The 25,373-nt window shown below is 71.6% G+C and carries 26 protein-coding genes and 2 tRNA genes; 19 read left to right on the top strand and 9 right to left on the bottom strand.

All coding sequences use genetic code 11. The annotated features are described in order from the left end of the window. Window positions 1-26: 26 nt before the first annotated feature. Window positions 27-569: a PPA1309 family protein gene (locus ACGFT1_RS20765; protein ID WP_356819925.1), complete on the bottom strand. Its 543-nt coding sequence runs from the start codon at window positions 567-569 to the stop codon at window positions 27-29. Window positions 570-732: 163 nt separating this feature from the next. Here ACGFT1_RS20765 and ACGFT1_RS20760 point away from each other — a divergent pair, with 163 nt between their 5' ends. From ACGFT1_RS20760 to ACGFT1_RS20745, 4 genes are all read left to right on the top strand, one after another. After that, a complete protein-coding gene (locus ACGFT1_RS20760; RefSeq protein WP_373910452.1) occupies window positions 733-3,624 on the top strand; it encodes a UPF0182 family protein in 2,892 nt (963 codons plus the stop codon). Between the two features lie 41 nt (window positions 3,625-3,665). Further along, window positions 3,666-3,739: transfer RNA gene (locus ACGFT1_RS20755), tRNA-Met, on the top strand. A gap of 206 nt (window positions 3,740-3,945) precedes the next feature. Then, on the top strand, window positions 3,946-5,757 hold the full coding sequence (locus tag ACGFT1_RS20750; protein ID WP_373910405.1) for a sel1 repeat family protein: 1,812 nt from the start codon (window positions 3,946-3,948) through the stop codon (window positions 5,755-5,757). A gap of 608 nt (window positions 5,758-6,365) precedes the next feature. Next, window positions 6,366-6,439 (top strand) — tRNA-Met (locus ACGFT1_RS20745). A 114-nt stretch (window positions 6,440-6,553) separates the two neighbouring features. On the opposite strand, the gene ACGFT1_RS20740 is transcribed toward ACGFT1_RS20745, so the two are convergent. After that, a complete protein-coding gene (locus ACGFT1_RS20740) occupies window positions 6,554-6,970 on the bottom strand; it encodes a Fur family transcriptional regulator (protein ID WP_373910404.1) in 417 nt (138 codons plus the stop codon). Between the two features lie 145 nt (window positions 6,971-7,115). Between ACGFT1_RS20740 and ACGFT1_RS20735 the strand changes: the two genes are divergently transcribed. After that, the gene (locus ACGFT1_RS20735; protein ID WP_373910403.1) at window positions 7,116-8,570 is read left to right on the top strand and encodes a catalase; all 1,455 of its coding nucleotides are present in this window, start codon (window positions 7,116-7,118) and stop codon (window positions 8,568-8,570) included. Window positions 8,571-8,637: 67 nt separating this feature from the next. On the opposite strand, the gene ACGFT1_RS20730 is transcribed toward ACGFT1_RS20735, so the two are convergent. Both ACGFT1_RS20730 and hisN read right to left on the bottom strand, forming a co-directional pair. Further along, on the bottom strand, window positions 8,638-9,033 hold the full coding sequence (locus ACGFT1_RS20730) for a cyclic nucleotide-binding/CBS domain-containing protein (RefSeq protein ID WP_373910402.1): 396 nt from the start codon (window positions 9,031-9,033) through the stop codon (window positions 8,638-8,640). A 174-nt stretch (window positions 9,034-9,207) separates the two neighbouring features. After that, window positions 9,208-10,008, bottom strand: coding sequence for a histidinol-phosphatase (gene hisN / locus ACGFT1_RS20725; protein ID WP_373910401.1), 801 nt, complete (start codon window positions 10,006-10,008; stop codon window positions 9,208-9,210). Window positions 10,009-10,271: 263 nt separating this feature from the next. Here hisN and ACGFT1_RS20720 point away from each other — a divergent pair, with 263 nt between their 5' ends. Beyond that, window positions 10,272-10,877, top strand: a complete 606-nt coding sequence (locus tag ACGFT1_RS20720) for a TetR/AcrR family transcriptional regulator (protein ID WP_373910400.1) — start codon at window positions 10,272-10,274, stop codon at window positions 10,875-10,877. Between the two features lie 411 nt (window positions 10,878-11,288). Beyond that, the gene (locus tag ACGFT1_RS20715; protein ID WP_373910399.1) at window positions 11,289-12,029 is read left to right on the top strand and encodes a class I SAM-dependent methyltransferase; all 741 of its coding nucleotides are present in this window, start codon (window positions 11,289-11,291) and stop codon (window positions 12,027-12,029) included. A 186-nt stretch (window positions 12,030-12,215) separates the two neighbouring features. Here ACGFT1_RS20715 and ACGFT1_RS20710 read toward each other — a convergent pair whose 3' ends face one another. The 5 genes from ACGFT1_RS20710 to ACGFT1_RS20690 all read right to left on the bottom strand — a co-directional run bounded on the left by ACGFT1_RS20710 (window position 12,216) and on the right by ACGFT1_RS20690 (window position 14,491). Then, complete coding sequence (locus ACGFT1_RS20710; RefSeq protein WP_373910398.1) at window positions 12,216-12,641, bottom strand: multidrug efflux SMR transporter; 426 nt, start codon at window positions 12,639-12,641, stop codon at window positions 12,216-12,218. A gap of 48 nt (window positions 12,642-12,689) precedes the next feature. Further along, on the bottom strand, window positions 12,690-13,010 hold the full coding sequence (locus ACGFT1_RS20705; RefSeq protein WP_121790555.1) for a multidrug efflux SMR transporter: 321 nt from the start codon (window positions 13,008-13,010) through the stop codon (window positions 12,690-12,692). A 162-nt stretch (window positions 13,011-13,172) separates the two neighbouring features. Further along, entirely contained in the window at window positions 13,173-13,835 is a 663-nt protein-coding gene (locus ACGFT1_RS20700; protein WP_373910397.1) for a DsbA family protein, read from the bottom strand. Further along, window positions 13,832-14,320 carry a nucleoside deaminase gene (locus ACGFT1_RS20695; RefSeq protein WP_373910396.1) on the bottom strand — a complete coding sequence of 163 codons (489 nt, stop codon included), beginning with the start codon at window positions 14,318-14,320 and terminating at the stop codon, window positions 13,832-13,834. Before ACGFT1_RS20695 ends, ACGFT1_RS20700 begins: the two co-directional genes overlap by 4 nt. A 15-nt stretch (window positions 14,321-14,335) precedes the next feature. Then, the gene (locus ACGFT1_RS20690) at window positions 14,336-14,491 is read right to left on the bottom strand and encodes a hypothetical protein (RefSeq protein ID WP_373910395.1); all 156 of its coding nucleotides are present in this window, start codon (window positions 14,489-14,491) and stop codon (window positions 14,336-14,338) included. A 263-nt stretch (window positions 14,492-14,754) separates the two neighbouring features. Between ACGFT1_RS20690 and ACGFT1_RS20685 the strand changes: the two genes are divergently transcribed. From ACGFT1_RS20685 to ACGFT1_RS20630, 12 genes are all read left to right on the top strand, one after another. Continuing rightward, window positions 14,755-15,201 carry a MarR family winged helix-turn-helix transcriptional regulator gene (locus ACGFT1_RS20685; RefSeq protein ID WP_373910394.1) on the top strand — a complete coding sequence of 149 codons (447 nt, stop codon included), beginning with the start codon at window positions 14,755-14,757 and terminating at the stop codon, window positions 15,199-15,201. A 470-nt stretch (window positions 15,202-15,671) separates the two neighbouring features. Beyond that, window positions 15,672-17,126 (top strand): AMP-binding protein, encoded by a 1,455-nt coding sequence (locus ACGFT1_RS20680; protein ID WP_373910393.1) that lies wholly within the window; start codon window positions 15,672-15,674, stop codon window positions 17,124-17,126. After that, window positions 17,123-17,380: an acyl carrier protein gene (locus ACGFT1_RS20675; protein ID WP_373910392.1), complete on the top strand. Its 258-nt coding sequence runs from the start codon at window positions 17,123-17,125 to the stop codon at window positions 17,378-17,380. Before ACGFT1_RS20680 ends, ACGFT1_RS20675 begins: the two co-directional genes overlap by 4 nt. Before the next feature lie 152 nt (window positions 17,381-17,532). Then, window positions 17,533-17,907 (top strand): ectoine synthase, encoded by a 375-nt coding sequence (locus ACGFT1_RS20670; protein ID WP_373910391.1) that lies wholly within the window; start codon window positions 17,533-17,535, stop codon window positions 17,905-17,907. Between the two features lie 82 nt (window positions 17,908-17,989). Continuing rightward, window positions 17,990-19,135 (top strand): acyl-CoA dehydrogenase family protein, encoded by a 1,146-nt coding sequence (locus ACGFT1_RS20665; RefSeq protein WP_373910390.1) that lies wholly within the window; start codon window positions 17,990-17,992, stop codon window positions 19,133-19,135. Window positions 19,136-19,160: 25 nt separating this feature from the next. Beyond that, on the top strand, window positions 19,161-19,847 hold the full coding sequence (locus tag ACGFT1_RS20660) for a transglutaminase family protein (RefSeq protein ID WP_373910389.1): 687 nt from the start codon (window positions 19,161-19,163) through the stop codon (window positions 19,845-19,847). A gap of 46 nt (window positions 19,848-19,893) precedes the next feature. After that, entirely contained in the window at window positions 19,894-20,703 is an 810-nt protein-coding gene (locus tag ACGFT1_RS20655; protein ID WP_373910388.1) for a maleate cis-trans isomerase, read from the top strand. Continuing rightward, window positions 20,700-20,945 carry a DUF6253 family protein gene (locus ACGFT1_RS20650; protein ID WP_356819957.1) on the top strand — a complete coding sequence of 82 codons (246 nt, stop codon included), beginning with the start codon at window positions 20,700-20,702 and terminating at the stop codon, window positions 20,943-20,945. Before ACGFT1_RS20655 ends, ACGFT1_RS20650 begins: the two co-directional genes overlap by 4 nt. Beyond that, complete coding sequence (locus ACGFT1_RS20645; RefSeq protein WP_373910387.1) at window positions 20,942-21,958, top strand: FkbO/Hyg5 family chorismatase; 1,017 nt, start codon at window positions 20,942-20,944, stop codon at window positions 21,956-21,958. Before ACGFT1_RS20650 ends, ACGFT1_RS20645 begins: the two co-directional genes overlap by 4 nt. After that, the gene (locus ACGFT1_RS20640) at window positions 21,955-23,145 is read left to right on the top strand and encodes a 3-deoxy-7-phosphoheptulonate synthase (protein ID WP_373910386.1); all 1,191 of its coding nucleotides are present in this window, start codon (window positions 21,955-21,957) and stop codon (window positions 23,143-23,145) included. The genes ACGFT1_RS20645 and ACGFT1_RS20640 overlap by 4 nt, the downstream gene beginning before the upstream one ends. A gap of 44 nt (window positions 23,146-23,189) precedes the next feature. Beyond that, entirely contained in the window at window positions 23,190-24,176 is a 987-nt protein-coding gene (locus ACGFT1_RS20635) for an LLM class flavin-dependent oxidoreductase (protein ID WP_373910385.1), read from the top strand. Beyond that, a complete protein-coding gene (locus tag ACGFT1_RS20630; RefSeq protein ID WP_373910384.1) occupies window positions 24,176-25,372 on the top strand; it encodes an MFS transporter in 1,197 nt (398 codons plus the stop codon). Before ACGFT1_RS20635 ends, ACGFT1_RS20630 begins: the two co-directional genes overlap by 1 nt. Window position 25,373: the final 1 nt, after the last annotated feature.

Genomic DNA, 25,373 nt, shown 5'->3' with positions numbered 1-25,373 from the left:
GGGTGCCCCCCTCGCCGTACGGGACGTCAGTCCGCGAACGTCGCCGCCAGAGCCTCCGCCAGGCCCGGCACCAGGGCGGGGCCGGTGAGGACCTCCGTCGGGGTGTCCTTCTCGCGCAGCCGGAGCGCGGACTCGCGGCTGCCGTCGCGCAGCACCGCCACCGTCATCCGCACCTCCTGGCGCTCCGGGTGCTGGGCCACCCACCTGGTCAGCCCGGCCTCGTCCAGGCCGGAGGGGACCTGGGCCTCGGCGGACGGCGGCAGCATCAGACGCTCCACCGTGAGCGCGCAGCCGACCACGGCGTCGGGCCAGGCGATGGTGCCGAGGAACTCGTCCAGCGGCTTGCCGGACGGGATCTCGTCCTGCTCGATCGGGGTGAGACCGGTGGTCTCGGGCTCGTCCTGGAGGCCCAGCTGGGCCGCGAGCGAGGGTTCCTGAACCCGCAGCCGTGCGGTGTCGACGAGGGCGAAGAGGCGGGCGGGCTGGTCCCAGCCGAGGCCGGAGGCGTACTCGTCGATCTCGAGTACGGCCCGGGTGAGCGGGCTCGCTGCCATGGGAGTGTTGGACATGGTCACAATCCTGCCTCGTTCCCGGCCGGAATCGGGAACCGAGTAAGCCGTGAGTAAGTTGCATAGGTGTGGGCCCACGATCACGGGGGGCCACGGCGGGCCCGCGAACACGGGGGCCTGACGTATCGACAGCGACTTCGAGGTGCGCACCTTGGCTTTCCAGATGCCGGACCGCGGCGGAGGCCCGATGGGGCCGCGGATGAGAGCGGGCCGCCCGTCCCGGCGTGTCCGGACCCTGCTCATGACCCTGGGCGTCCTTGCCGTCCTCGGCATGGCGTTCACCATGTTCGCCGGCTTCTGGACGGACTGGCTGTGGTACCGGTCGGTGCACTACTCGTCCGTGTTCACCACCACCCTGTGGACCAAGATAGGGCTGTTCTTCGTCTTCGGCCTGCTGATGGCGGTCGCGGTCGGGGTCAACATCTGGCTCGCGCACCGGCTGCGGCCCCCGCTGAGCGCCATGTCCATGGAGCAGCAGAGCCTGGACCGCTACCGGATGGGCGTCGCGCCGTACAAGAAGTGGCTGCTGCTCGCGGTCACCGCGCTCGTCGGGCTGATCGCCGGCGCGTCGGCGGCGGGCCAGTGGCGGACCTGGCTGATGTGGGTCAACGGCGTGCCCTTCCACCAGAAGGACCCGCAGTTCCATCTCGACGTCTCCTTCTACGCCTTCGACCTGCCCTGGTTCCGCTTCCTGCTGGGCTTCGGCTTCGCCGCGGCCGTCCTGTGCCTGATCGCCGCCGCGCTGACCCACTACCTGTACGGCGGGCTGCGGGTCACCAGCCCCGGCGCGCGGGCCACCGCCGCCGCGACCGGGCACCTGTCGGTGCTGCTCGGCATCTTCGTGGCGCTGAAGGCGGTCGCCTACTGGCTCGACAGGTACGGCTTGGCCGTGAAGTCCAGCGACTTCAAGGCGACGGACAACTGGACGGGCCTGCGCTACGTCGACGCCAACGCCTACCTGCCGGCCAAGACGATCCTGTTCTGCATCGCCGTCATCTGCGCGCTGCTGTTCTTCGCCACCCTGTGGCGCCGCACCTGGCAGCTGCCGGTCATCGGCTTCGGCCTGATGGTCCTGTCGGCGATCCTGATCGGCGGGCTGTACCCGGCGATCGTGCAGAAGTTCCAGGTCCAGCCGAACGAGCAGGCCAAGGAGGCGCCGTACGTCCAGAAGAACCTGAAGGCGACGCGCGAGGCGTACGACATCGACGACACCCAGGTCACCGAGTACCCGGGCAAGTCCACCACGCAGGACCGGACCAAGCTGCGCGACGACGCCAACGACGCGGCCAGCATCCGCATCGTGGACCCGAACATCGTCTCGCCGACGTTCCAGGTCCTCCAGCAGATGAAGAACTACTACGGGTTCCCGACCAACCTGGACGTCGACCGGTATCCCGCCGACGACGGCAAGAACGGCAAGGACCAAGACACCGTCCTCGGTCTGCGCGAGCTGAACCTCAGCGGCATCCCGAAGAACAACTGGATCAACGACCACTTCCGCTACACGCACGGTTTCGGCGTGGTCGCCGCCAAGGGCACCGAGGCGAACCCGAACGGCGAACCGGTGTTCACCGAGTACGACCTGCCGTCCCGGGGCGGCCTCGGCGCGTACGAGCAGCGGGTCTACTACGGCGAGAAGACCACCACCTACTCCATCGTCGGCGGTCCCCAGAAGGAGATCGACTACTCCGACAACGGCGGTGAGAAGACCACCAGTTATCGGGGCGGCAGCGGCGTCAACCTGGACAACCCGGTCAACCGGGCCGCGTACGCGGTGGCGTTCAACGAGCCGCAGATCCTCTACTCGGGCGCGATCGGCAAGGGCTCGCGGATCCTGTACAACCGCACCCCCAAGGAGCGCGTGGAGGCGGTCGCCCCCTGGCTGACCATCGATGGCGACGCCTACCCGGCGGTCGTCAACCACCGCATCCAGTGGATCGTCGACGCGTACACCACCACGAACGGCTACCCGTACGCCTCCCGTACGACCCTCGGTGACACCACGGCAGACTCGCTGACGGCGACGAACAACTCACGGGCGGTGGTGGCCCAGCAGAACCAGGTCAACTACATCCGGAACTCGGTGAAGGCCACCGTCGACGCGTACACCGGCGACGTCAAGCTGTATGAGTGGGACACCAAGGACCCCGTGCTGAAGACCTGGATGAAGGCCTTCCCCGGCACGGTGAAACCGAAGAACGCCATCTCCCCGGACCTGCTGGACCATCTGCGCTACCCGCAGGACCTCTTCAAGGTCCAGCGCGAGCTGCTCACCCGCTACCACGTGACGGACGCGCAGACCTTCCTCACCGGCAGCGAGGTGTGGCAGGTACCGGACGATCCGACCAACAAGTCGGGCAACGCGGTGCCGCCGTACTACCTGAGCATGAAGATGCCCGACCAGACCAAGCAGGCGTTCTCGCTGTCCACGACGTTCACGCCCAACGGCCGGTACAACCTGAGCGCGTTCATGTCGGTCGACGCGGAGGCGGGCAGCAGCGAGTACGGCAAGATCAGACTCCTGAAACTGCCGACCAGTACGACCGTGGACGGCCCCAAACAGGTACAGAGCCAGTTCAACTCCGAGCAGGACATCGCCGCCGCGATCAAACTCCTCAAGGGCGGCGACTCCGACATCGAGTACGGCAACCTGCTGACCGTGCCGCTGGACGGTGGCCTGCTCTATGTGGAGCCCGTCTACGTACGCGGCGGTGGGCTGAAGTACCCGCTGCTGCGCAAGGTGTTGGTCACCTACGAGGGCAGGACCGCGTTCGAGAACACGCTCGAAGGGGCGCTCGACAAGGTCTTCGGTGCGAAGAGTTCAGCGACCAGGCCACCGGGCACCGGCACCGCCAACCCGCCCGACACCGGCAACCCGACGGTGAAGCAGGCGCTCCAGGACGCCCAGAAGGCCTTCGACGCCGGACAGCGGGCGCTGAAGGACGGCCCCGACTGGGGCGCGTACGCCACGGCGCAGAAGGACCTGAAGGACGCCCTGAAGCGGGCCGAGGACGCCCAGTCCAAGGCCGCCGGGACCAGCGGCAAGAACGGCTGATCGGGCACCCCCCGCGCCGTGGTACGGTTGACCTGCAACGGCGCGGGGTGGAGCAGCTCGGTAGCTCGCTGGGCTCATAACCCAGAGGTCGCAGGTTCAAATCCTGTCCCCGCTACTGCATCGAAGGCCCGGATCCCATCAGGGATCCGGGCCTTCGTGGTGTGCGAACGCAGATACGGGGGCAGAGAAACCGCCGCGCCGCCGTGGGGAGTTGGGCGGTATGTGTTTGACTTGTCTCCCTGTGGGCATGTCGACAAAACGCTGAAGTGACCTTACGGGTTGCGGTATACCGGGTGTACCCAGGTTGCGGGTGGTGCGACGATGGACGTTATGGGGGACAAGGGAACTCTGTTCGAGACAGGGCGATTTGTGCAGCCTTCCGGTGCGGAGCCGGCCCGCGACGAGTTGGGTGACATGGGGGAAGCCGCCGAGGAGACCCGCCTCGCGCTCGCCGCGCAGAGCGGCGACGCCGAGGCGTCGAGCGTCCTCGGAGCCATGCTGCTGCGGCGCGGCGACCTCGACGCGGCCGAACCCCACCTGCGTGCGGCGACCGCGGCCGGTGACCGTGCCGCCGCCAACAACCTGGGCGTCCTGCTGCACCAGCGCGGTTACGCCGACGAGGCGGCCGGCTGGTGGCGGATCGCAGCCGTCGCCGGCTCCGCGGCCGCCGCGCACGCCCTCGGCCGCCACCACCGCGAGCGCGGCGACGAACCGGCCGCCGAGTACTGGCTGCGCCAGTCCGCCGAGCAGGGCCACGTCCTCGGCGCCTACGCGCTCGCCGACCTGCTGGAGCACCGCGGGGACGTCGGCGCCGAGCACTGGATGCGCGCCGCCGCGGAACGCGGGCACCGGGAGGCCGCCTACCGGCTGGCGCGCGCGCTGGACCGTACGGCCGGGCACGGTGAGGAGGCCCCCGCCGACAACGCTGTCGCGGAGGCCGAGCAGTGGTACCGGCAGGCCGCCGCGCGCGGCCACCGGCGGGCCGCGCTGCACCTCGGGGCCATCCTGGAGAAGCGCGGGGAACTGAGGGAGGCCGGGCGCTGGTACCTGACCTCCGCGAAGGACGGTGAGCCGCAGGCCGCCTGCGCGCTCGGATTCCTGCTGCGCGACGCCGGGGACACCGAGAGCGCGGCCGTGTGGTGGCTGCGCGCCGCCCAGGACGGCGACGGCAACGCCGCCAACGCGCTCGGCGCGCTGCACGCCGAGCGCGGCGAGACCCAGACCGCTGAGCGCTGGTACCGGGCCGCGCTGGACGCAGGCGACGACAACGGCGCGTACAACCTGGGGCTGCTCTGCGCCGAGCAGGGGCGCACCGCGCAGGCCGAGGAGTGGTACCGGCGTGCCGCCTACGCCGGGCACCGGGAGGCCGCGAACGCCCTCGCCATCCTGCTGCTGCGGGGCGGCGACACGACCGGTGCCGAGCCGTGGTTCTCCAAGGCCGCCGAGGCCGGCAGCGTCGACGCCGCGTTCAACCTCGGCATCCTCTACGCCGGGCGCGGTGAGGAAGTGATGGCGCTGCGCTGGTACGAGCGGGCGGCCGCCGCCGGGCACGCCGAGGCCGCGCTCCAGGTCGGGATCGCCCGGTTGCGCGAGGGGGACGAGCAGGAGGCCGAGCGGCACCTGCGCTGCGCGGCGGGTGGCGGCAGCGCGGAGGGCGCGTACCGGCTGGCCGCCCTGCTCGACGCGCGCCGGCCGCTGGAGCCCGCGCACGAGCTGGGGGAGATCGTGCACGAGAAGACCGAGTGCGAGGAGTGGTACGAGCGCGCCGCGTCCCAGGGGCACCGGCGGGCGCAGGTACGGGTCGGCATGCTCGCCGCGGCGCGGGGCGACGTGGTGGAGGCGGCGCGGTGGTATCGGGCGGCGGCCGAGGCCGGGTCGCGCAACGGCGCGTTCAACCTGGGGCTGCTGCTGGCACGGGAGGGCAGCGAGCCGGAGGCCGCCGTCTGGTGGACCCGCGCCGCGAACGCCGGGCACGGACGGGCGGCTCTTCGGCTGGCCCTTGTCTACGCGCGTCGCGGTGAGCTGGCGGAGGGCCAGAAGTGGGCCGACAGGGCCGTCGCCCTGGGCCCGGCGGAGGTCGCCGAACGAGCGGGCCGACTGCGGGACGCGCTACGGGAAGAACTCTCCGCCTGACCGGCGGCGCGGGCTGTGCCCTCTGCGGCTGGACGGGGCTGTCAGCGGGATGGGTGCGGAGTGCCGGGTGCCGGGCGCAGGGTTCCGGGTATCCGGTGTCGCCTGTGTCGGGTGCCCGGCGGTGGGGCGCCGGGGTGATGGCGTGGGCCGCCAAGCGCGTCCCGTACGGGCTGCCGACCGTATGTTTCCACCCGGGCGGGTGCGGAAGTGCCGGGGTGATGACGCGGGCCGCCGGGCACGTCCCCTACGGGGTGGGGCCGCCCCGTCCACCCCCCTACGGAGTGCCGACCGCATCGCCTCGCGGGTGCCGGCGCGGCGGCGCGCCGCCGCGTGCCTTGCGTGAGTCGCCCGCGGTGCCGGGAGTCGCCTGCGGTGCCGGCCCCGGTCATGCCGAAGCGGGCGGGGCCGAGGGAGTCGGGGCCCGGCAGGCGCGGGCCACGGCTCAGGGCGGAGGACCGGCATGCCTACCCCATGGCGCCGCACGCGATCAGCGCCGCGGGGATGCCGGGGACCGTCGCCGGAGGAGTGGCTGGTGAGCGGGGGTGTGGATGGGCCGGGGAAGGGATTTGCATCGTGCGGGTGGGGTCGCGTAGTGTCGTGTTCACCGACGCGGGGTGGAGCAGCTCGGTAGCTCGCTGGGCTCATAACCCAGAGGTCGCAGGTTCAAATCCTGTCCCCGCTACTGAAGGCCGAGGGCCGGAATCCAGAGATGGGTTCCGGCCTTCGGTGTTTTCCCGGGCAATGGAAAGAGCCCCGGTGCCGGGTCAGGGCATCGGGGCTCTCGGCCTGCGTCTCGTCAGACGCTCACGCAGTTGGGGCACAGGCCCCGGTACGTCACCTCTACGTCCGACACCGTGAAGCCGAAGCGCTCGGAGTCGGGGAGGTCGGCGAGGGGGTTGCCCGTCGGGTGGACGTCACGGATCGAGCCGCACCGGGCGCAGACCAGGTGATGGTGCGGCTGGTGCGCGTTCGGGTCGTACCGCTTGGCGCGCTTGTCCGTCGTGACTTCCAGCACCTCACCGAGGGTGACCAGCTCGCCCAGCGTGTTGTACACGGTCGCCCGGGAGATCTCGGGCAGCTTCGCGACGGCCCGCGCATGGACCTCGTCGGCCGTCAGATGGACGTGCTCGCCGTTCAGGACCTCGGCCACCACGCGCCGCTGCGCGGTCATCCGCCATCCGCGTCCACGCAGCCGTTCCAGTAGGTCGCTCATAGCTACCAGCCTAACAGGAAGCAGGACCAGGTCGGGAATAGGTGTGACTTTGGAACGACCTTTGACTTAGACAAAGTCTATTGTAGGATCGAGCCTGGCTTTGCCTACAGGACAGGACGAGTCAGTGATGACGCAGGAGGCGCACGTGACGCAGGGACCGCTCACCACGGAGGCCGGTGCCCCGGTCGCCGACAACCAGAACAGCGAGACGGCGGGCGTCGGCGGGCCGGTCCTCGTCCAGGACCAGCTGCTGCTGGAAAAGCTGGCGCACTTCAACCGGGAGCGCATCCCGGAGCGTGTGGTGCACGCCCGGGGCGCCGGCGCCTACGGCACCTTCACGGTGACCGCCGACGTCACGCCGTACACCCGCGCCGCGTTCCTCTCCGAGGCCGGCAAGCAGACCGAGGTCTTCCTGCGCTTCTCGACCGTGGCCGGCAACCTCGGCGCGGCGGACGCCGTCCGTGACCCGCGCGGCTTCTCGCTGAAGTTCTACACCGAGGAGGGCAACTACGACCTCGTCGGCAACAACACCCCGGTGTTCTTCATCCGGGACGCGATCAAGTTCCCCGACTTCATCCACACCCAGAAGCGCGACCCGTACACCGGCTCCACGGAACCGGACAACGTCTGGGACTTCTGGAGCCTCTCGCCGGAGTCCACGCACCAGGTGACCTGGCTGTTCGGTGACCGCGGCATCCCGGCGTCGTACCGCCACATGGACGGCTTCGGCTCGCACACCTTCCAGTGGAACAACGAGGCCGGCGAGGTCTTCTGGGTCAAGTACCACTTCAAGACCGACCAGGGCATCAAGTGCCTGACCGCCGAGGAGGCGGACGTCCTGGCCGGCAAGGACCCCGACTCCCACCAGCGCGACCTGCGTGAGGCGATCGAGCGCGGGGAGTACCCGAGCTGGACCGTGGGCGTGCAGATCATGCCGGCGGCGGACGCGGCGGCCTACCGCTTCAACCCGTTCGACCTGACCAAGGTGTGGCCGCACGCGGACTACCCGGTCATCGAGATCGGCAAGCTGGAGCTGAACCGCAACCCGCGGAACGTCTTCGCCGAGGTCGAGCAGTCCGTCTTCTCCCCGGCGCACTTCGTGCCGGGCATCGGCCCCTCGCCCGACAAGATGCTCCAGGGCCGGCTGTTCGCGTACGGCGACGCCCACCGCTACCGCGTCGGCATCAACGCCGACCACCTGCCGGTGAACCGTCCGCACGCCACCGAGGCACGTACCAACTCCCGCGACGGCCACCTGTACGACGGCCGGCACGGCGGTGCGAAGAACTACGAGCCGAACAGCTTCGGCGGGCCGCAGCAGACCGGCCGGGCGCTGTGGCAGCCGTACGGCGGCTTCACCGGCGGCACCGGCGACCACCCGGCGCCGGTGCACGCCGAGGACAACGACTTCGTGCAGGCCGGCAACCTCTACCGGCTGATGACGGAGGAGGAGAAGGAGCGTCTGATCGCCAACCTCGCCGGCGCGATCTCCCAGGTCTCGCGCCAGGACATCGCCGACCGTGCGATCGGCAACTTCCGCAACGCCGACGCCGACTTCGGCAAGCGGCTGGAAGCCGCGGTGCAGGCGCTGCGCGGCTGAGCCGGCCGCCTTCGCGGCCGGGCGGGCCGGACCCCGCGGTGCTCGGGGTCCGGCCCGCTTCGCGTGCTCAGACGGCGGGTGCGGGCTCGCGGGCCGGCGCCCAGCGGCGGATGATGTCGCGGACCGAGACGATCCCGGCCACCTCGCCGCGATCCAGGACGACCAGGTGCCGGAAGCCGCCGTGGGCCATGGCGCTGGCCGCCTCCTCCAGGGTCCAGGTCGGAGCGGCGAAGACGACGTCGGTGGTGGTGTGGGCGTGGATGCGTTCGGTGTCCGGGTCCTGGCCGAGGCCGACGGAGTTGAGGATGTCGCGCTCGGTGAGGATGCCGACGCCGCCGGCGTCCGGGTCGAGGACCACGGCGGCGCCTATGCGGCGCGCCGACATCAGGGCTGCTGCCTGGCGGAGGGTGTGGGCGGGGCCGAGGGTGAGTACCACCGTGCTCATGGCGTCACGGACGAGCATGAAGGGGCCACCTCCTGAGGATGTCCCGCCTGTGTGCACGTCCGGCGCCGGTGGCGCCTGTGCGTCACTGCACAAGTTCACAAGCGGGGGTGGACCCAGAGTGCCAGGCAAAGGGAGGGTCAACAAGGGGGCGCGCGACGCCCCTCGACGGCGTGCGCGCGCTTTACCCGTGTGTCAGGTGCGCTCGGCGAGATACCCCAGCAGCTCGTCGTGGAGCAGTCCGTTGGACGCCGCCGCGTTGCCGCTGTGCGGGCCCGGACGGCCGTCGAGGCCGGTGAAGGTGCCGCCCGCCTCCGTCACGATGATCGCGGTGGCGGCCATGTCCCACAGGGACAGCTCCGGCTCGGCGCAGATGTCGACGGAGCCCTCGGCGACCATCATGTACGGCCAGAAATCGCCGTACGCGCGCGTGCGCCACACCTGACGGCTGAGGTCCAGGAAGCCGTCCAGGCGGCCCCGCTCCTCCCAGCCGGTGAGCGAGGAGTAGGCGAACGAGGCGTCCGCGAGTCCGCCGACCCGGGAGACGTGGATACGGGACGCGGAGGTGAGGCTGCGGCCGGTGAAGGCGCCGTGGCCCTTCGCGGCCCACCAGCGGCGGCCGAGGGCGGGGGCGGAGACGAGGCCGACGACCGGCTCGTAGCCGCCCTCGCCCGCTTCCATCAGGGCGATGAGCGTCGCCCACACCGGGACACCCCGGATGTAGTTCTTGGTCCCGTCGATCGGGTCCACCACCCAGCGGCGGGGGCCGGTGCCCTCGACGCCGTACTCCTCGCCGAGAACGGCGTCCCTCGGACGGGCGCGCTGGAGCCGGCTGCGGATCACTTCCTCCGCCTCCTTGTCGGCTTCGCTCACCGGGGTCATGTCCGGCTTCGTCTCCACCTTGAGGTCGAGAGCCTTGAAACGGGACGTGGTGGCGGCGTCGGCCGCGTCCGCGAGGACGTGGGCGAGTCCGAGGTCGTCGAGGTAGTCCGGCATGTGAGGAACGGTATCCGCCAGGTGGGCACAGCGGCTACCAGGACTCGGGTGACCCGGTGCGGCGCACGGGTGACAGCCGGCTGAGCGCCCGCCCGCGCCCCCGCGCCCGCGCGACCGGTCGGCCGGCTGTCCGTCCGGCTGTCCGCCCGGCCGTCCGCGCGCTCCGACGGCCGAAGCCCGCCCCCTGACGTCGCGGAACCCTTGACAGTGCGTACCGGCGCGTCAACTCTGGGCGCAGAGTCGCTGTGCCCAGGGAGGCGAGGATGCCTGCTGCCCGGGAGTCCCTGCTGGACGCCGCCTACGCGGCGCTCACGCGCCGGCCGTGGTCCGCGGTGCGGATGGTCGACGTCGCCGTGTCGGCCGGAGTGTCCCGGCAGACCCTTTACAACGAGTTCGGCAGCAAGGAAGGGCTGGCCAGGGCGCTGGTGCGGCGGGAGGCCGACGGATATCTGGCCGGGGTGGAGCGGGCGCTCGGCAGTGCGGCCGAGCCGCGGGACCGGCTCACCGCCACCGCCGAGTGGACGACCGTCGCGGCACGGGAGAACGTCCTGGTGCGGGCCATGCTCACCGGCTGCTGGACGGAGCGGCTGCCCGGCCCGCCGCTCGCCCCCGTCCCCTCCTCCAGCGCGGTGCCGGCGCAGCGCCGGGCGGACGGGCCGCTGCCGGCGCCCGCCGATTTCGTGCGGATGGTCCGGGACCGCGCGGTGACCGTACTGGCCGGTCCCGGCGCCTCCCCGGCCGACACCGCCGAACTGCTCCGCTGCTGCGAACTCGTGGTGCGCCTCGCCCTGTCCTGCGTGGCGGCCCCACCCGGGGAGGGCGGTATCGCGGGGCTGGTCCGCGCGGTCCTGCCCCGGCATCTGGTGTGAGCCCGGCTGGTCCCCGCCGTGCCGGGCGGCTCCTCGGGCGTGTCGTCGGGGCCGGTGCCGGAGTGGCCTTCGGGGGTGTGACGTCGGGGTGGGCTTCGGGTGCGAGGGAGGGGCCGGCGCCGGAGGGGGGTTCCGGGTGTGACGCCGGGGCTCGTGCCGGAGTGGTTCCCCGGCTCGACGCCGCGCCCCGTGCCGGAGTGGTTCCCCGGCTCGACGCCGCGCCCCGTGCCGGAACGGGCCCCGGCGTGACGCCGCGCCTCCGGTCGCCTGCCGGGGGAGGGGGCGCGATGCCCACCCGGCCAGGGCTCGTCCGGCGGATCACGGGCCGAGCCAGGACCGGACCGAGGCGAGGGCCGGCCAGTGCCCTTTATCGTGTTGACCGCCCCCGGCAGGCAGTGCTGGAGTCGGCACGTGGACAGCATCCCGGCCAACCGGCGGCTCTGGAACCAGATCAGCAGCGACTACCAGGACAAGCACGACCCGCGAATCGGCGCCACACCCCGGTTGTGGGGCATGTACTCCATCCCCGACGCGCACCTGCACGCCCTGGGCGACGTCACCGGCAAGCGCGTCCTCGAACTCGGCTGCGGCGCCGGCCAGTGGTCCAGGACACTCGCCGCCGAGGGCGCCACCGTGGTCGGGCTCGACCTGTCCGAAGCCCAACTCGCCGCGGCGGCCCGCGCGATGGGAGCGGCCCGCTACCCGCTGGTGCAAGGCGCCGCCGAACAGCTCCCCTTCGCCGCCGGCAGCTTCGACCTGGTGTTCTGCGACTTCGGCGGGCTCAGCTGGGCGCCCCCGCACCTGGCCGTCCCGCAGGCCGCACGCGTCTTGGGCCGAGGCGGGCGCCTGGTGTTCAACGTCGCCAGCCCATGGTTCGAAGCTTGCTACGACGAAGCCGCCAGCCGCGTGACCACGACGCTGCAGCAGGACTACTTCGGGCTGAACACCATCGCCGAGGACGACGGCGCGACCAGCTACCAGCTCACCTACGGCGACTGGGTCAAGGTCCTGCGCGGCGCGGGTCTCATCATCGACGACCTCATCGAGCCGCGGCCCGAACCCGGAACACCCAACGGCTACAACGAAACCGACCCACCCGACTGGGCACACCGCTGGCCGGCGGAACTGCTCTGGGTGACCCACAAACCTTAAGGTCCGCCGCGCCGAGACGTGGAGGCATCCCCTCGCCGGACAGCGCCGGCCCCTGCGAGCGTCCCGGCGCCCGCGGCAGGGGACGGTCGCCGACGCCGCCGGCCCCCGGCCCGGGTCCACGGGGCCGCGGGCCGGCGGCGCCGGCGCGGGTTGTGCGGGTTGTGCGGGTCTGCGCGGGGTGGGCGTTCAGGCGCCCTGGGTCTCGCGCGGGCCGGCGGGGACCTCCTGGGCGCCCTGCGGCACGGCGGTGGGCTCGGCACCGGCCTCCGGCCGGTCGGCGAGCTTGAGCCAGACCACGCCGACGATGATCAGGCCCAGCCACATCGCCTGGGTGGCGGTGAGGGTCTCGTCGAAGAAGACCGGGCCGAGCAGCGCCGCGCCCGCCGAACCGATGCCCGCCCAGACGGCGTAGCCGAGAGCGACGTCGATGGTGCGCAGCGCGGCGCTCAGTGCCCACAGCGTCAGGAGGAAGAACACGACGGCGACCAGCGACCACGTCAGGCGGGTGAAGCCGTGGCTGCCTCCGACGGAGAGGGCGTAGCCGACCTCGAACCCGCCGGCGAGGAGGAGCATCAGCCAGGAGTTGGCGGAGGAGGGGCTGGTGTCGGACATTGCGTGGGTCCTTTCGGGAAGTGGAGGGGGCGGACGGCGGCGGCAGGCTCAGGCGGCGCCACTGAGCTGGAGGCCGACCACGCCGACGATGATGGCGAGGATGCCCAGCGCCTTGCGCCAGGTCAGACGCTGGCCGAAGAGCAGCGCGCCCAGCAGGGTGATGCCGATACCGGCGACGGAGGTCCAGATGGCGTAGCCGACACCGACGTTGAAGGTCAGCAGCGCCTTGCTGAGGAAGTAGGTTCCGATGGCACCGCTGACCAGGGTCGCGATGGTCCACTTGCGGTTCTTGAAGCCCTCGGCCTTGCCGGCCGCGATGGCGACGGCGATCTCGAAGATGTCGGCGATGGCCAGGTAGAGCCACTGCATGGCGGGTCCCTTCGTTCGGGTGCGGACCGGCGCGGCGGAGACGGCGCGCCGTGGGGTGCGCCGTACCGGGTGAGCGGTCGCGGGCACGGGGAAGCGGGGGTGGGCCGGGATGTCAGGGCACGTGCCGGCCCGTGGGCGGAGAGGCGGGGCGGGGCGGTGCGCTCAGCATCCGTCGATGCCGCAGGCGGCACCGCGGGCGACGGCCTGTTCGGCCTGGACGTCGAGCACGGCCTTGCGGATCTGCGCCGTGGAGGGGACGCCCTCGATGCGGTGGCGTTCGCCGATGACGAGGGTGGGGGCGACCGAGACGCGGTAGGCGGCGGCGGTGCGCAGCGCCTCCTGGTGGGCGGCTGTGTAGGTGCCGTCGGTCAGCGCCTGGGCGAATGCGTCCCCGTCCAGGCCCAGTTCACGGGCGATGTCGGTGAGGACGTCCAGCCGGCCGATGTCCCGGTCCTCCTGGAAGAACGCGCGGAGCATGCGCGGGGTGTACTCGGCGGCACGGCCGTGCTCGGCGGCGTACTGGTAGCCCTCGAACGCCAGCCGGGTGTAGGGCTGCGGCGAGACGGTGGGCAGGGTGATGTCCACGCCCATCCGGCGGGCCATCGGGTAGACCGAGCGGGCCCAGATCGCCGGCAGGTACTCGTCCTCCGGCCGCAGGGTCGGGGTGGGGTGGGGCCGCAGTTCGAAGGGCATCCACTCGATCTCGACGTCCAGGTCGCGGGTGGCCTCGTGCAGCGGGCCCTCGGCGAGCATGCAGAACGGACAGACGTAGTCCGACCAGACCTTGATGGCGACCGTGCTGGTTCGCGTCTCGTTGTCGTTCACATCCGCCTCCGGTTCAGGGCGAGGAATTCTTCGAAGGGCTCCGTCCCCTCCGGGACCGGCAGCGAGGTGACCTTGATCGGCCACTGGGCCGGGTCCTGGGCGAAGATCGAGTACGACCCCGAGTAGTCGAAGCCGTAGCGCGCGGCCGTCTTGCGGTCCACCACGTGGACGATGTGGCTGACGTTGAAGTACAGCGAGGCCATGTAGCACAGGGCGCAGGGCTCGCCGGAGGCGAACAGCGTGGCCCCGGCGGTGGCGTGCAGCCCGTACTTGGCGGCGGCCTCCCGCAATGCCACCACCTCGGCGTGCGCGGTGGGGTCGTTGTCCTCGCGCACCCGGTTGAAGCCGGTGCCCAGGACGCGGCCGTCATTGACCACCACGCCGGAGAACGGGATGCCGCCCTTGGCGACGTGCTCGCGGCTGATGCGGACCGCCTCACGGGCGTACTCGGTCAGCTCGCTCTGTGAGATCTCGTAATGGGACATCGTCGCTCTCCCGACTCAGACCGTGCCCCGGCGGCGCCCCGCGGCGCCGCCGATGACCGAGGTGGCGGAGATCGGCCGGAAAACGCTGATCCCCTTCCGCATGTTCCGCTCGGCGGCTCCGCTCGTCGCGGCGGCCACGGGCGTGCCCGCCGCGACGAGCGGAGCCGCCATGCGGCGAGGCGGGCCGGCGTCCCCGCCGGCGGTGGGAACCGGGGCGGTCCTTGGCGGCGGCGGTCCCGGCGGCCGGGCGCGGCCCCCCGGAGGGGAGCCGTCGGCGGCAAGCGCGGTGGTATCGGGCATGATGTCCCCAATACTTGTTTGTACGTGCATCTTTTTGGACTTCAGGCGATCCGATGCAAGAGTCGGGTGGGCGGTGAAAGCTTGCATGAACATGTATCTTGTTGTCAACGCGCCGCCTGAAAGGGAGCTGCCTCATGACCACGATCTCCTATACGCCGGCCGCCTCGTCCGACCAGGCCATGTGGGGCAGGGTCCTCACCCTGCACGCGCATGTGGAACGCCAGCTCACCCAGGCCCTGCAGCGCAAGCACGGAATAGGACTCTCCGAATACCGCGCCCTGGAGTCTCTCGTCCAGGCGAAGGACAGCGAGCTGCGCATGCAGGAGCTCGCCGAGAAGGTCGGGCTCGGGCAGAGCTCGGTGACCCGGCTGGTGGGCCGGCTCTTCTCGGCCGGGTTCGCCTTCCGTGACCTGTGTCCCGACGACAAACGCGGTGTCTACGCCGTCATCACCGACGACGGCAGGCAGCGTTACGCCGACGCGCGCGCCACCTATGCCGAGGTCCTCAGCGCGGCGCTGAACACCGCCGGCGCCGACCCCGAACTGGCCGGTACGGTCCAGTCGCTGCGCAGCGGTCTCTGAGCGCTGCCGGATCGCACGTCCGGCCGCCCCTCCCGGGGGGCGGGCAGAAGGAGCCGCCCCCCGAGAGGGGCGGCTCCTTCCGTGTTCGCGGGTACCGGCCGGGCGGGCGCGGGTGAACAGCCGCCGTCGTGCGGGCCGCCTTTCCTCAAGCTCCGCGACGCATGCGCGCAAGGCGTGACAGGAACTCGAAACGCATAGTTCATCAAGCAAGCGGCGCCCCGCCGGACCGCTCCCGGCGAGTGATGTGCATCACGGGTACGGAGCTAGATATATGCTTGACTCTGCATGCATCGCCGGTACGGTTGGTCACGGCTCGATCACGGGGGAGTGATGCGGGGCCGGCCGGGCAGTCACATGCCGGGCTCCGCGGTTTCGTCGGCGCCGCTCAGGCGCCATCACCCTCCCCCAGCATGATCACTTTGTCATGTGCATGAACAGGGGGAATTGTGCCGCTTCCAAGCTTTCTTGACGTGCTGACCGCGCACGTCCGGCTCCGACCCGATCAGGTGGCCCTGGTCCACGGCGAGCAGCGGGTGACCTACCGCCGGCTGGCCGCGCTCGCCGAAGAACTCTCCGGCGCCCTGGAGGCCGGCGGGCTCGACCGCCGACAGCCGCTGTGCATACCGGCCCACAAGACGCCCGCCACGATCGCCCTGCTCATCGGCGCCTTCAGCGCCGGCTACGCGGTCCTGGCGCCCTCGCCCGCACTGGGCGCCGACGCCCGGGCCACCATCGCCGCGCAAGCCCGCTGCTCGGCCGTGCTCACCGTCGACGACCAGGCAGTGCTCGACATCGCCCCCGTCGCCGCCGACCCGCGGGCCGCCGAGGGCTTCGACGCCGCGGACCCCGCGACCGCGCCCCTGATGCTCACCACCTCCGGCTCCACCGGCACTCCGAAGATCGTGCCCATCCCGGCCGAGGGTTTCCTCCGCTTCGCCCGCTGGGCGGCCGACCGGTTCCGCCTCACCGAGCGGGACACCCTGTTCAGCTACGCGCCGCTGAACTTCGACCTCTCCCTGCTCGACGTGTGGACCGCCCTGCACCTGGGTGCCCGCACCGTCCTCGTCGAGACGGAACTGAGCACCGACGCCCGCCACCTGCAGGACCTGCTCGCCCGCCACGAGGTGACCTTCGTCCAGGGCGTGCCCATGCTGCACCGGCTGCTCACCCAGGACGGCGCCGTCCACCCGCATGTCCGCACGGTGATCTTCACCGGGGACGCGATGCCCCGGACGCTGCTGCACCAGCTCGGCACGGCCTTCCCCGCCGCCGGCTTCCACAACGTCTTCGGCTGCACCGAGACCAACGACAGCTTCATCCACGACGCCGACCCGGCCCGGGCCGGCGAGCAGACCCCCATCGGCCGGCCGCTGCCCGGGGTGCGGGCCCTGCTGCTGGACGCCGACGGGGAGATCCTCACCGGTCCCGGCAGCGGTGAACTTCTCGTGACGACACCGTTCCAGACGCACGGATACCTGCAACGCTCCCGCAACGAGGGCGTGTTCGTGCCCGCCCCCGACGGCGGCGGCGAAGTCTTCTACCGCACGGGCGACCTCGTCACCCGCGACCCCGACGGCCTGTACTGGCTCCAGGGCCGCACCGACTTCCAGGTCAAGGTCCGCGGCGTGCGCACCAACGTCCAGGAGGTCGAGAACGTCCTGGCGGCCCACCCCGAGGTCGCCGAGGCCGCCGTCGTGGCGATCCCCGACACCGAGGCCGGCTACCGGCTGCACGCCCAGGTGACCCGCCGGCCCGGCACCTCGCTGACCTCCCTGCGGCTGCGCTCGCACAGCGCCGCGCGCCTGCCCCGCCACGCCATCCCCTCCTCCGTGCACGTGGGCGACACCCCGCTGCCGCGCACGTCCACCGGAAAGCCCGACCGCAACCTCATCAAGGCAGCACGACAGAAGGGAATTCCCGCATGACCTCCCTGGTGGAAGAGATCCGCGGCTACGTCGTCACCGAGTTCCTCGACGGCGAGGACAGCGCCGACCTGACCCCTGACTACGACCTCATCGACAACGGCGTCGTCGACAGCCTGGGCGTGGTCCGCGTCGTCTCGCACCTGTCGCGGGCCTACGCCATACCGATCGACGACATCCCGCTGAACCCGGACAACTTCCGCAGCATCGGCGCCATCTCGGCCTTCGTCGAGGACGCGACGAAGGCGGCCGTCTGAGGCACCGCGCGAGGAACCGCGGAGTCCGGAGAACCGGCGGGAGGCCGCGACCCGGAATCAGCACGGGCTCGTGCTCCGCAGCGAACTGGACGCCGTAATCCGTACGTTGCGCACAGTTTCCCCGCAGGACCCTATCACACAAGGAGATAGTCATGATCGTTCGCAGCACCGGCGACGTCGCCCCCGTCCAGTGGGGCAACGGCACCAGCTACCGCCTGCTCACCGAGGCCGACGGCATGGGCTTCACCGTCTGCGAGACGCTGGTCCGCAAGGGCACCTCCAGCGCCCTCCAGTACCGCCGCCACCTCGAGGCCTGCTTCTGCATCGGCGGCTCCGGCGAGGTCGTCACCGCCTCCGGCGAGCGCCACAAGATCACCGAGGGCACCATCTACGCCCTCGACAAGAACGACGCGCACTACCTCATAGCCTCCGACTACGAGGATCTGAGACTGATCTCCGTCTTCAGCCCGGCCCTGCGCGGCGACGAGAAGCACACGCTGTCCTCCGACGGCTTCTCCCAGTACTGAGTTACGCGCACCGGGGCCCGTCCCGCCCTCCGCGGCACGGGCCCCGGCCCCGACCAGCGACGTACCGGAAGGCAGCACACACATGACCCCCGCACCGCGGACCGCCGGCACCGCACCGGACCCCTACACCCTCACCGCCGCCTGGGCCGAGGAACTCAACCTGGACGTCGAAGAGTGGGACGCCCGCGCGGAGTTCCCCTGGGAGAAGTGGAAGACGATCCAGCGCTCGGGCCTGCTCGCCGTGCCCTTCGAGGCGCGGTACGGCGGCCACGGCGGCACCCTGACCGACACGATGCGCGCCCTCCAGGGCCTCGGACACACCTGCCGTGACGCCGGCCTCGGCTTCTCCGCCTCCACCCAGATCGTCAGCGTCGGCGTCCCGCTCCAGGCGTTCGGCTCCGAGGAACTGAAGTCCCGCTTCCTTCCCCCCATCATCAACGGCGAGCTGATCACCGCGCACGCCATCACCGAACCCGACAACGGCTCCGACGCCCTGAACATCTCCACCACCGCCACCCGCGACGGCGACGACTACGTCATCGACGGCGGCAAGATGTTCATCACCAACGCGCCCATCGCCGACCTCTTCCTGCTCTACGTCCGCACCGGCAAGCCCGGTCCGTTCGCCCTGAGCGTCTTCCTGGTCGAACGCGACACCCCCGGTCTGACCGTCGGCGAACCGCTGTCCAAGATGGGACTGCGCACGTCCCCGCTCAGCGCGGTCACCTTCGACGGGCTGCGCGTGCCCGCCTCCCGCCGCATCGGCCAGGAGGGCGCCGGCTTCCTGATCCTCGACCACGTGATGAAACGGGAGATCCTCTTCTCCTTCTCCCTCACGCTCGGCGAGATGGAGCACCGCTTCGAGCGCGTCCTCGCCTACGCCAAGTCCCGCCGCCAGTTCGGCGCACCCATCGGCTCCTTCCAGGGCGTCTCCCACAAGATCGCCGACATGAAGATCGCCGTGGAGAGCGCCCGCAAGTGGCTGACCGACACCGGCGTGAAGGTGGAGGCCGGCCAGGACGCCGCGATCGACATCGCCGCGACCAAGACCGTGGTCAGCGAGGCCAACAAGCAGACCGCGCTCGACGCCGTACAGATCTTCGGCGGCCAGGGCTACCTCACCGCGACCGGCCTGGAGCGGGACGTCCGCAACGCCGTCGCCGGAACCATCTACTCCGGCACCAGCGAGATCCAGCGCAACCGCATCGCCTCCCTCCTGGGCCTGTGAGCCGAACACCGACGAAAGAGTCACCATGAACGCACTCAGCCCCGAGGACCTGCGGCGGCTCACCGCGCCCACCGATTTCCTCGACTACGACAGTGACGCCGTCCAGAACTTCATCGACGAGGCCGTCACCGACCGCGCCGCCGACAAGCGCCGGCTGGCCGTGGAGCTGTACTACGCCGTCCGCGACGAGGTCTTCTACGAGGTGTACGGCGCCGACCTGTCCCCCCAGGGACTCAGGGCCAGCCACACCGCCGCCACCCGCAAGGGCTTCTGCCTGCACAAGTCCGCCTTGTACGCGGCGGTCTGCCGCGCGGTGGGCATTCCCGCCCGCGTCCACTACGGCGACGTGCGCAACCACCTCGCCTCCGACCGGCTGCGCGCCCACATCGGCGGCGACATCTTCTTCCACGGCCTCAACTCCGTGTACCTCGACGGCACCTGGGTCAAGGCCACCCCCGTCTTCAACAAGATCCTGTGCCGGCTGTACGGGATGAAGCCGCTGGAGTTCGACGGCACCGCCGACAGCCTGCACCACCCCTTCGACGACGAGGGCCGCCAGAACATGGAGTTCCTCACCGACCACGGCGGCTTCGACGACGTCCCCTACGACTTCGTCATGACGAACATGCGCCGCAAGCACCCCGCCTTCCTCGACGCCCAGGGCACCGGCACCGTCCGCGGCGGCTCCCTGGCCGCCGAAGCCACCACCTGACCCGGCGGCCACCGCCCCGCCCGACCCAGACGAAGGAGACACCCAGATGAGCAGCATCCGAGCCCAGAAGGACGGCTGGGAGGCCCGGGCACGCATCGGCGTGGTGGTCCCGCACGCGGACGTCGGCCCCGAATCGGAGTTCCAGGCCATCGCCCCCGACGACGTGTTCGTCCACGGCTCGCGCGTCCACTTCGGCGCCATGCGCGCCGGCGGCGAGATGGACCCCAAGATCCCGCACGACCCGGTCCGCGCCTTCGTGGAACCCCCGCACATCGACCACGCCGTCGAACTGCTCGCCGCCTCCCCCCTCGACGTGATCGCGCTCGGCTTCACCAGCTCCGCCTACGTGCTGGGTGCCGACGGCGAGAAGAAGCTGTTCGACCGGCTCGCCCGGTACACCCGCGGACTGCCGCTCACCGGCACCACCACCGCGGCCGTGGCCGGCTTCACCGCCCTCGGCACCCGGCGCATCGCCCTCGTCAACCCCCCGTGGTTCGACGACCGCCTCTCCACACTCGGCGCCGACTACTTCACCGAGCAGGGCCTTGAGGTCGTCCACCACGGCCCCTGCGGGCTGCCCAGCAACCAGAAGCTGATCACCCCCGACGCGCTGTCGCAGTGGATCCGCTCCACCGTCGCCGAACACCGCCCCGACGCCGTCCTGGTCGCCGGCAACGGCATCCGCGCCGTCGGCGTCATCGACGCCCTCGAGCAGGAACTCGGCTTCGCGGTCCTGACCGCCAACCAGGTCCTGTTCTGGCACGCCCTGCACCTGGCCGGGGCAGCCGAAGCCGCCCGCTCCATCACCGGCTACGGCCGCCTGTTCACCGCCGAGCCGGCCGGCGGCCGGTCATGAGCCTGCTGCCCGCCGACGGCCACGTCTCCCTCTTCGTCACCGACGACGGAGACGCCCACAGCCTTCCCCTCGTGTGCTGGCGTGACGACGGCACCACCGTCCACGGCATGGTCCTGTACCGGGGAGCGCTGCGCCGGGCCGAACACGTCCCCGGCTTCCGCCGCTACGCCCACTCCCTGGAGAACGACACCCCCGTGCGCGGCACGGACACGTCCTCCCACTCCCGAAAGGCACACCTGTGACTCGGCAGCGCCCCTCCTTACAGGCCTACTTCGCCCCCCTGGCCGGCACCCCGCAGCCCGCCCTGGGACGGCACGTCCTGGGCACCGTCGCCTTCGGTGACCGCTTCGGTCTCGCCCTCGACGCCGACGGACACCCCGAACTCTCCGTCCCCATGACCTCGCCCGGCTTCGACGCCTTCCGCGAGGTGTGGACCACCACCACCCGGCCCGTCTCCGGCACCCGCGACGGCCTGCACTTCGCCCACGACGGCGAACACCTCTTCGTCAGCGGCACCATCACCCCGCGCCCCGTGTACGCGCCCACCGTCCGCACCACCTACGAGGCGGCGTTCTCCCTCGTCACCGAACTCGGGTACCCGCACATCTTCCGGATGTGGAACTTCGTCGGCGACATCATCGGCCCCAACGCCGAAGGACTGGAGATCTACCAGGACTTCGTGGCCGGCCGCGCCGAGGCCTTCGCCGCCCACCACGGCGACGGCACCGCGCACATGCCCGCCGCCACCGGCATCGGCACCCGCGGCGAAGGCATCTCCTTCGTCCTGCTCGCCGCCCGCACCTCCACCCCCCGGCACGTGGAGAACCAGCGCCAGACGCCCGCCTACCACTACCCCGAGCAGTACGGCCCGAAGCCGCCGAGCTTCGCCCGCGCCACCCTGCTCGACCCCGGCGGCACCCTCTACGTCTCCGGTACGGCCAGCATCCTCGGCCACGAGACCGTCCACCGGGGGGACGTCGGCGCCCAGACCGACGTCGTCCTGGAGAACATCGCCGAACTCATCAGCGGCCCCAACCTGAGCGCGGCAGGACTCGACGGCGGCCACGAACTCAAGGACCTGCGCCTGGTCAAGGTCTACGTCCGCCATGAACGCGACCTGCCCGTCGTCCGCGCCCACTGCCGCGAAGCCCTCGGCCCGGACGCCGAACCCACCTACCTCAACGTCGCCGTGTGCCGCGACGACCTCCTCGTCGAGATAGAAGGACTCGTCCCCGGCCCGGAGTGGACCCGATGAGCGAGCCCTCGCCGCTCCTGCACGAGGACCGCCCGCCCGCGGTGTGGGAACTGCTGCCCGCCGAGCAGCAGCCCGACTGGGGCGCCCACCCCGACCTCAGCGACATCCTCCGCGAACTGCGCGGCACCCCCGCCCTCACCACCGCGTCCGACGTCAGGGTCCTGCGCCACCAGCTCGCCCAGGTCGCCCTCGGCCACGCCCGGCTGCTCCAGACCGGCGACTGCGCCGAGGACCTGCGCGAATGCACCCCCGAGCACACCGCGCCCAAGGTCGAGGTCCTGGACGAACTCGCCGACCGGCTCGCCCTGCACACCGGGCGGCCGGTGGTGCGGGTGGGCCGGATGGGCGGACAGTTCGCCAAACCGCGCAGCAGCCCCACGGAGCTGCACGAAGGGCAGGACCTGCCCGTCTTCCGCGGCCACCTCGTCAACGCACCCGAGCCGACCCCGGCCGCCCGCCGCCACGACCCGCACCGCATGCTCACCGCCTACCGGGCCAGCGCCCGTGTCCTGCACGAACTCGACCTGCGCCGCTCCGGCCCACTGGGCCCCTGGGCCAGCCACGAGGCACTCGTCATGGACTACGAGAGCTCCCTGGTCCGCCGCGACGACCAGACCGGCGCCCCCTACCTGGCCTCCACCCACTTCCCCTGGATCGGTGAACGTACCCGCCAACCGGGTCTCGGCCACGTCGAGCTGCTCGCCGCGATGGCCAACCCCGTCGGCTGCAAGATCGGTCCTTCCGCCGCGCCCGAGGACGTGGTACGGCTGTGCGAGGTCCTCGATCCGCTCCGGCTGCCCGGCCGCCTCACCCTGATCCTGCGCATGGGCGTACGCGCCGCCGAGACGGCCACCCCCGCCGTCGTCCGCGCCGTACGCCGCGCCGGCCACCCCGTGGTCTGGCTCAGCGACCCGCTGCACGGCAACACCGTCCGCACCGCCTCCGGCCTCAAGACCCGCCACCTCGCCGACGCCATCTGCGAGGCGGCCACCGTCCGCCACGCCCTGGAGGAGGAAGGGCTGCACGTCGGCGGCCTGCACCTGGAGACCGCCGCCGCCGACATCACCGAGTGCGTCGGCGGCCCCGTCACCGGCGAACACCTGGTCCCCGAACGCTACGAGACCCTCTGCGACCCGCGGCTCAACCCGCGCCAGGCCCGCGAACTGGTCGACGCCGTCTTCGGCTGAACCGCACCCGCCCCCGCAGACACACCCCCTTCCAGAGGAACCCCATGCCCCAGTCACCCGCCGCCCTGCGCGTCGGCGTCGTCATGCCCGGCCGCGAATCCGTCGTCGAACGCGGCGACTACCCCCGCCACCTCGGACAGCTCGCCCAGCAGGTCGAGCAGCTGGGCTACGACTCGATCTGGGCCGGCGAGTCACCGCTGGCCCGCTCCCGCATGAACCCCCTGCTCGCGCTGACCGCCGCGGCGACCACCACCGAACGCGTCGAACTCGGCACCGCCGTCCTGCTGCCCCTGCGCCCGCCGGTGCACCTCGCCCACGAACTCGCCTGCCTGGACCGCATGTCCGGCGGACGCCTGATCACCGGCATCGGTTCCGGCTTCAACTCACCCGCCGCCGAGGCCGAGTTCCAGGCCTATGGCATCCCGTTCACCGAACGCGTCGGCCGGATGCGCGAGACCCTGGAGATCTGCCAGGCCCTGTGGCGCGCCCAAGGAGACCCCGTCTCCTACGAAGGCCGGTACCACAGCCTCGAGGACGTGGCACTGCTGCCCGTGACCGAACAGCCCGCCGGCCCGCCGGTGTGGATCGCCCACGGCGGCGAGAAGATGCTGGAACGCACCGGCCGCCAGTACGACGGCTGGATGCCCACCAGCACCACCTCCGGCGGCTATGCCAAGGGCTGGCTGCGCGTCCAGGAGGCACGCGAGGCCGCCGGCCGGCCCGAGGACGACGTCACCGCCGCCGTCTACCTGTCCGTCGCCGTCGACGACAGCTTCGAGAAGGCCGAGGACACCCTCCAGGCCTACTTCCGCGCCTACTACCGCCTGGACCTGCCGACCATGCGTACCACCCAGGGCATCTTCGGCGGCACCGCCGAGCAGGTCGCCGAATGGCTCGGCGGCTACATCGACGCCGGCGCCCGCCACCTGGTTCTGCGCCTGCCCACCGCCGACCTGCACGAACCCCGCTACCGCGCGGCGCTCGAACGCACGGCGCAGGAACTGCTGCCGCTGCTGCGCGGCCTCGCGTGATGGCGACGGCCGACCCGATGGCGGCAGCGACCCGGCGGCCGGCGCGCCAGAGCGACCTCTGGCGCGCCGCCTGGCCCCTGACCGCCGTCTTCATGCTCTCCAACGTGCCCACCCCGCTGTTCGTGGTCTGGCAGCACCGCATCGGCTTCGGCACCGGCACCCTGACCGTCGTCTTCGCCCTGTACATCGGCGGCCTGCTCCTCGCGCTGCCCGTGGCGGGCGCCGTCTCCGACCGCTACGGGCGGCGCACCGTCCTGTTCCCTGCCGTGCTGTCGGCCCTGCTCGCCTGCCTGCTCTACGCGACCGCCGAAAGCGTCGCCGCCCTCCTCGTCGCCCGGCTGCTCACCGGCCTCGCGGTGGGCGGCACCGTCGCCGCCGGCATGGCGGCCGTCGCGGACATCGGCGGACCGGACCGCCGCCGTCAGGCCTCGCTCGCCGGCTCGGTCGCCATGGGCGCCGGCCTGGCCATCGGCCCGCTGCTGTCCGGCTGCTTCGCCCAGCTCCTGCCCGCGCCCACCCACACGGTCTTCGTCGTCGAGGCGCTACTGCTGCTGTCCGTGCTGCCCGTCGTCCGCTCCCTGCCCAACGTGCGCAGAGCCGGCGCCGGCACCTGGCTGCGCCCGCCCTCCGTGCCCCGCGGCAACCGGCGCGACCTGCTGGTCGGCCTGGCCGCCTACATGCCGGGCATGACCGGCACCTCGTTCCTGCTGGCCCTCGGCCCGACCCTGCTGGCGACCCTGCTGGGCACCGGTAACCGGATCGTGGCGGGCGGTTCGGCCTTCGTGATGTTCGGCGCCTCCACCGCCGTGCAGTTCGCCGTCAGCCGCTGGCCCACCCGCCGGCTGCTGACCACCGCGACCGCGGCCACCGCCGCCGGCATGGTGCTGGTGGTCCTGGCCGTGCGCGCCGAGTCGGTCACCACCCTGCTCGCCGCCGCCGTGTGCGCCGGCACCGGGCAGGGCATGGCGCAGCTCGGTGGGTTCTCGCTGCTCAACGCCCGGGTGCCGACCGCCCGCCTGGCCGAGTCGAACGCGGCGCTGAGCGCCTGGGGATACCTGTTCGCCGGAGTACTGCCGGTGGCCACCGGATACCTCGCCGACGCCACCAGTGTCGGCTTCGGCGCGACCGTGCTCGGCCTGGCGGTGGCCGCGGCGGCCGGCGCGGCCGGCCTGGCGATCGCCCGCGCCCGCCCCTGAC

The organism is Streptomyces sp. Y20 (genome assembly GCF_043195475.1).
Lineage (GTDB): Bacteria > Actinomycetota > Actinomycetes > Streptomycetales > Streptomycetaceae > Streptomyces.
Note: the sequence above shows the minus strand (reverse complement) of the source record. Positions and strands in the feature narration are given on the sequence as shown.

Excerpts from the sequence above, each read along its gene's own strand:
- ACGFT1_RS20765 (WP_356819925.1), bottom strand. The coding sequence starts at position 569 with ATGTCCAACACTCCCATGGCAGCGAGCCCGCTCACCCGGGCCGTACTC.
- ACGFT1_RS20760 (WP_373910452.1), top strand. The coding sequence starts at position 733 with ATGCCGGACCGCGGCGGAGGCCCGATGGGGCCGCGGATGAGAGCGGGC.
- ACGFT1_RS20750 (WP_373910405.1), top strand. The coding sequence starts at position 3,946 with ATGGACGTTATGGGGGACAAGGGAACTCTGTTCGAGACAGGGCGATTT.
- ACGFT1_RS20740 (WP_373910404.1), bottom strand. The coding sequence starts at position 6,970 with ATGAGCGACCTACTGGAACGGCTGCGTGGACGCGGATGGCGGATGACC.
- ACGFT1_RS20730 (WP_373910402.1), bottom strand. The coding sequence starts at position 9,033 with ATGCTCGTCCGTGACGCCATGAGCACGGTGGTACTCACCCTCGGCCCC.
- hisN (WP_373910401.1), bottom strand. The coding sequence starts at position 10,008 with ATGCCGGACTACCTCGACGACCTCGGACTCGCCCACGTCCTCGCGGAC.
- ACGFT1_RS20720 (WP_373910400.1), top strand. The coding sequence starts at position 10,272 with ATGCCTGCTGCCCGGGAGTCCCTGCTGGACGCCGCCTACGCGGCGCTC.
- ACGFT1_RS20710 (WP_373910398.1), bottom strand. The coding sequence starts at position 12,641 with ATGTCCGACACCAGCCCCTCCTCCGCCAACTCCTGGCTGATGCTCCTC.
- ACGFT1_RS20705 (WP_121790555.1), bottom strand. The coding sequence starts at position 13,010 with ATGCAGTGGCTCTACCTGGCCATCGCCGACATCTTCGAGATCGCCGTC.
- ACGFT1_RS20695 (WP_373910396.1), bottom strand. The coding sequence starts at position 14,320 with ATGTCCCATTACGAGATCTCACAGAGCGAGCTGACCGAGTACGCCCGT.
- ACGFT1_RS20690 (WP_373910395.1), bottom strand. The coding sequence starts at position 14,491 with ATGGCGGCTCCGCTCGTCGCGGCGGGCACGCCCGTGGCCGCCGCGACG.
- ACGFT1_RS20685 (WP_373910394.1), top strand. The coding sequence starts at position 14,755 with ATGACCACGATCTCCTATACGCCGGCCGCCTCGTCCGACCAGGCCATG.
- ACGFT1_RS20675 (WP_373910392.1), top strand. The coding sequence starts at position 17,123 with ATGACCTCCCTGGTGGAAGAGATCCGCGGCTACGTCGTCACCGAGTTC.
- ACGFT1_RS20670 (WP_373910391.1), top strand. The coding sequence starts at position 17,533 with ATGATCGTTCGCAGCACCGGCGACGTCGCCCCCGTCCAGTGGGGCAAC.
- ACGFT1_RS20665 (WP_373910390.1), top strand. The coding sequence starts at position 17,990 with ATGACCCCCGCACCGCGGACCGCCGGCACCGCACCGGACCCCTACACC.
- ACGFT1_RS20660 (WP_373910389.1), top strand. The coding sequence starts at position 19,161 with ATGAACGCACTCAGCCCCGAGGACCTGCGGCGGCTCACCGCGCCCACC.
- ACGFT1_RS20655 (WP_373910388.1), top strand. The coding sequence starts at position 19,894 with ATGAGCAGCATCCGAGCCCAGAAGGACGGCTGGGAGGCCCGGGCACGC.
- ACGFT1_RS20650 (WP_356819957.1), top strand. The coding sequence starts at position 20,700 with ATGAGCCTGCTGCCCGCCGACGGCCACGTCTCCCTCTTCGTCACCGAC.
- ACGFT1_RS20640 (WP_373910386.1), top strand. The coding sequence starts at position 21,955 with ATGAGCGAGCCCTCGCCGCTCCTGCACGAGGACCGCCCGCCCGCGGTG.
- ACGFT1_RS20635 (WP_373910385.1), top strand. The coding sequence starts at position 23,190 with ATGCCCCAGTCACCCGCCGCCCTGCGCGTCGGCGTCGTCATGCCCGGC.
- ACGFT1_RS20630 (WP_373910384.1), top strand. The coding sequence starts at position 24,176 with ATGGCGACGGCCGACCCGATGGCGGCAGCGACCCGGCGGCCGGCGCGC.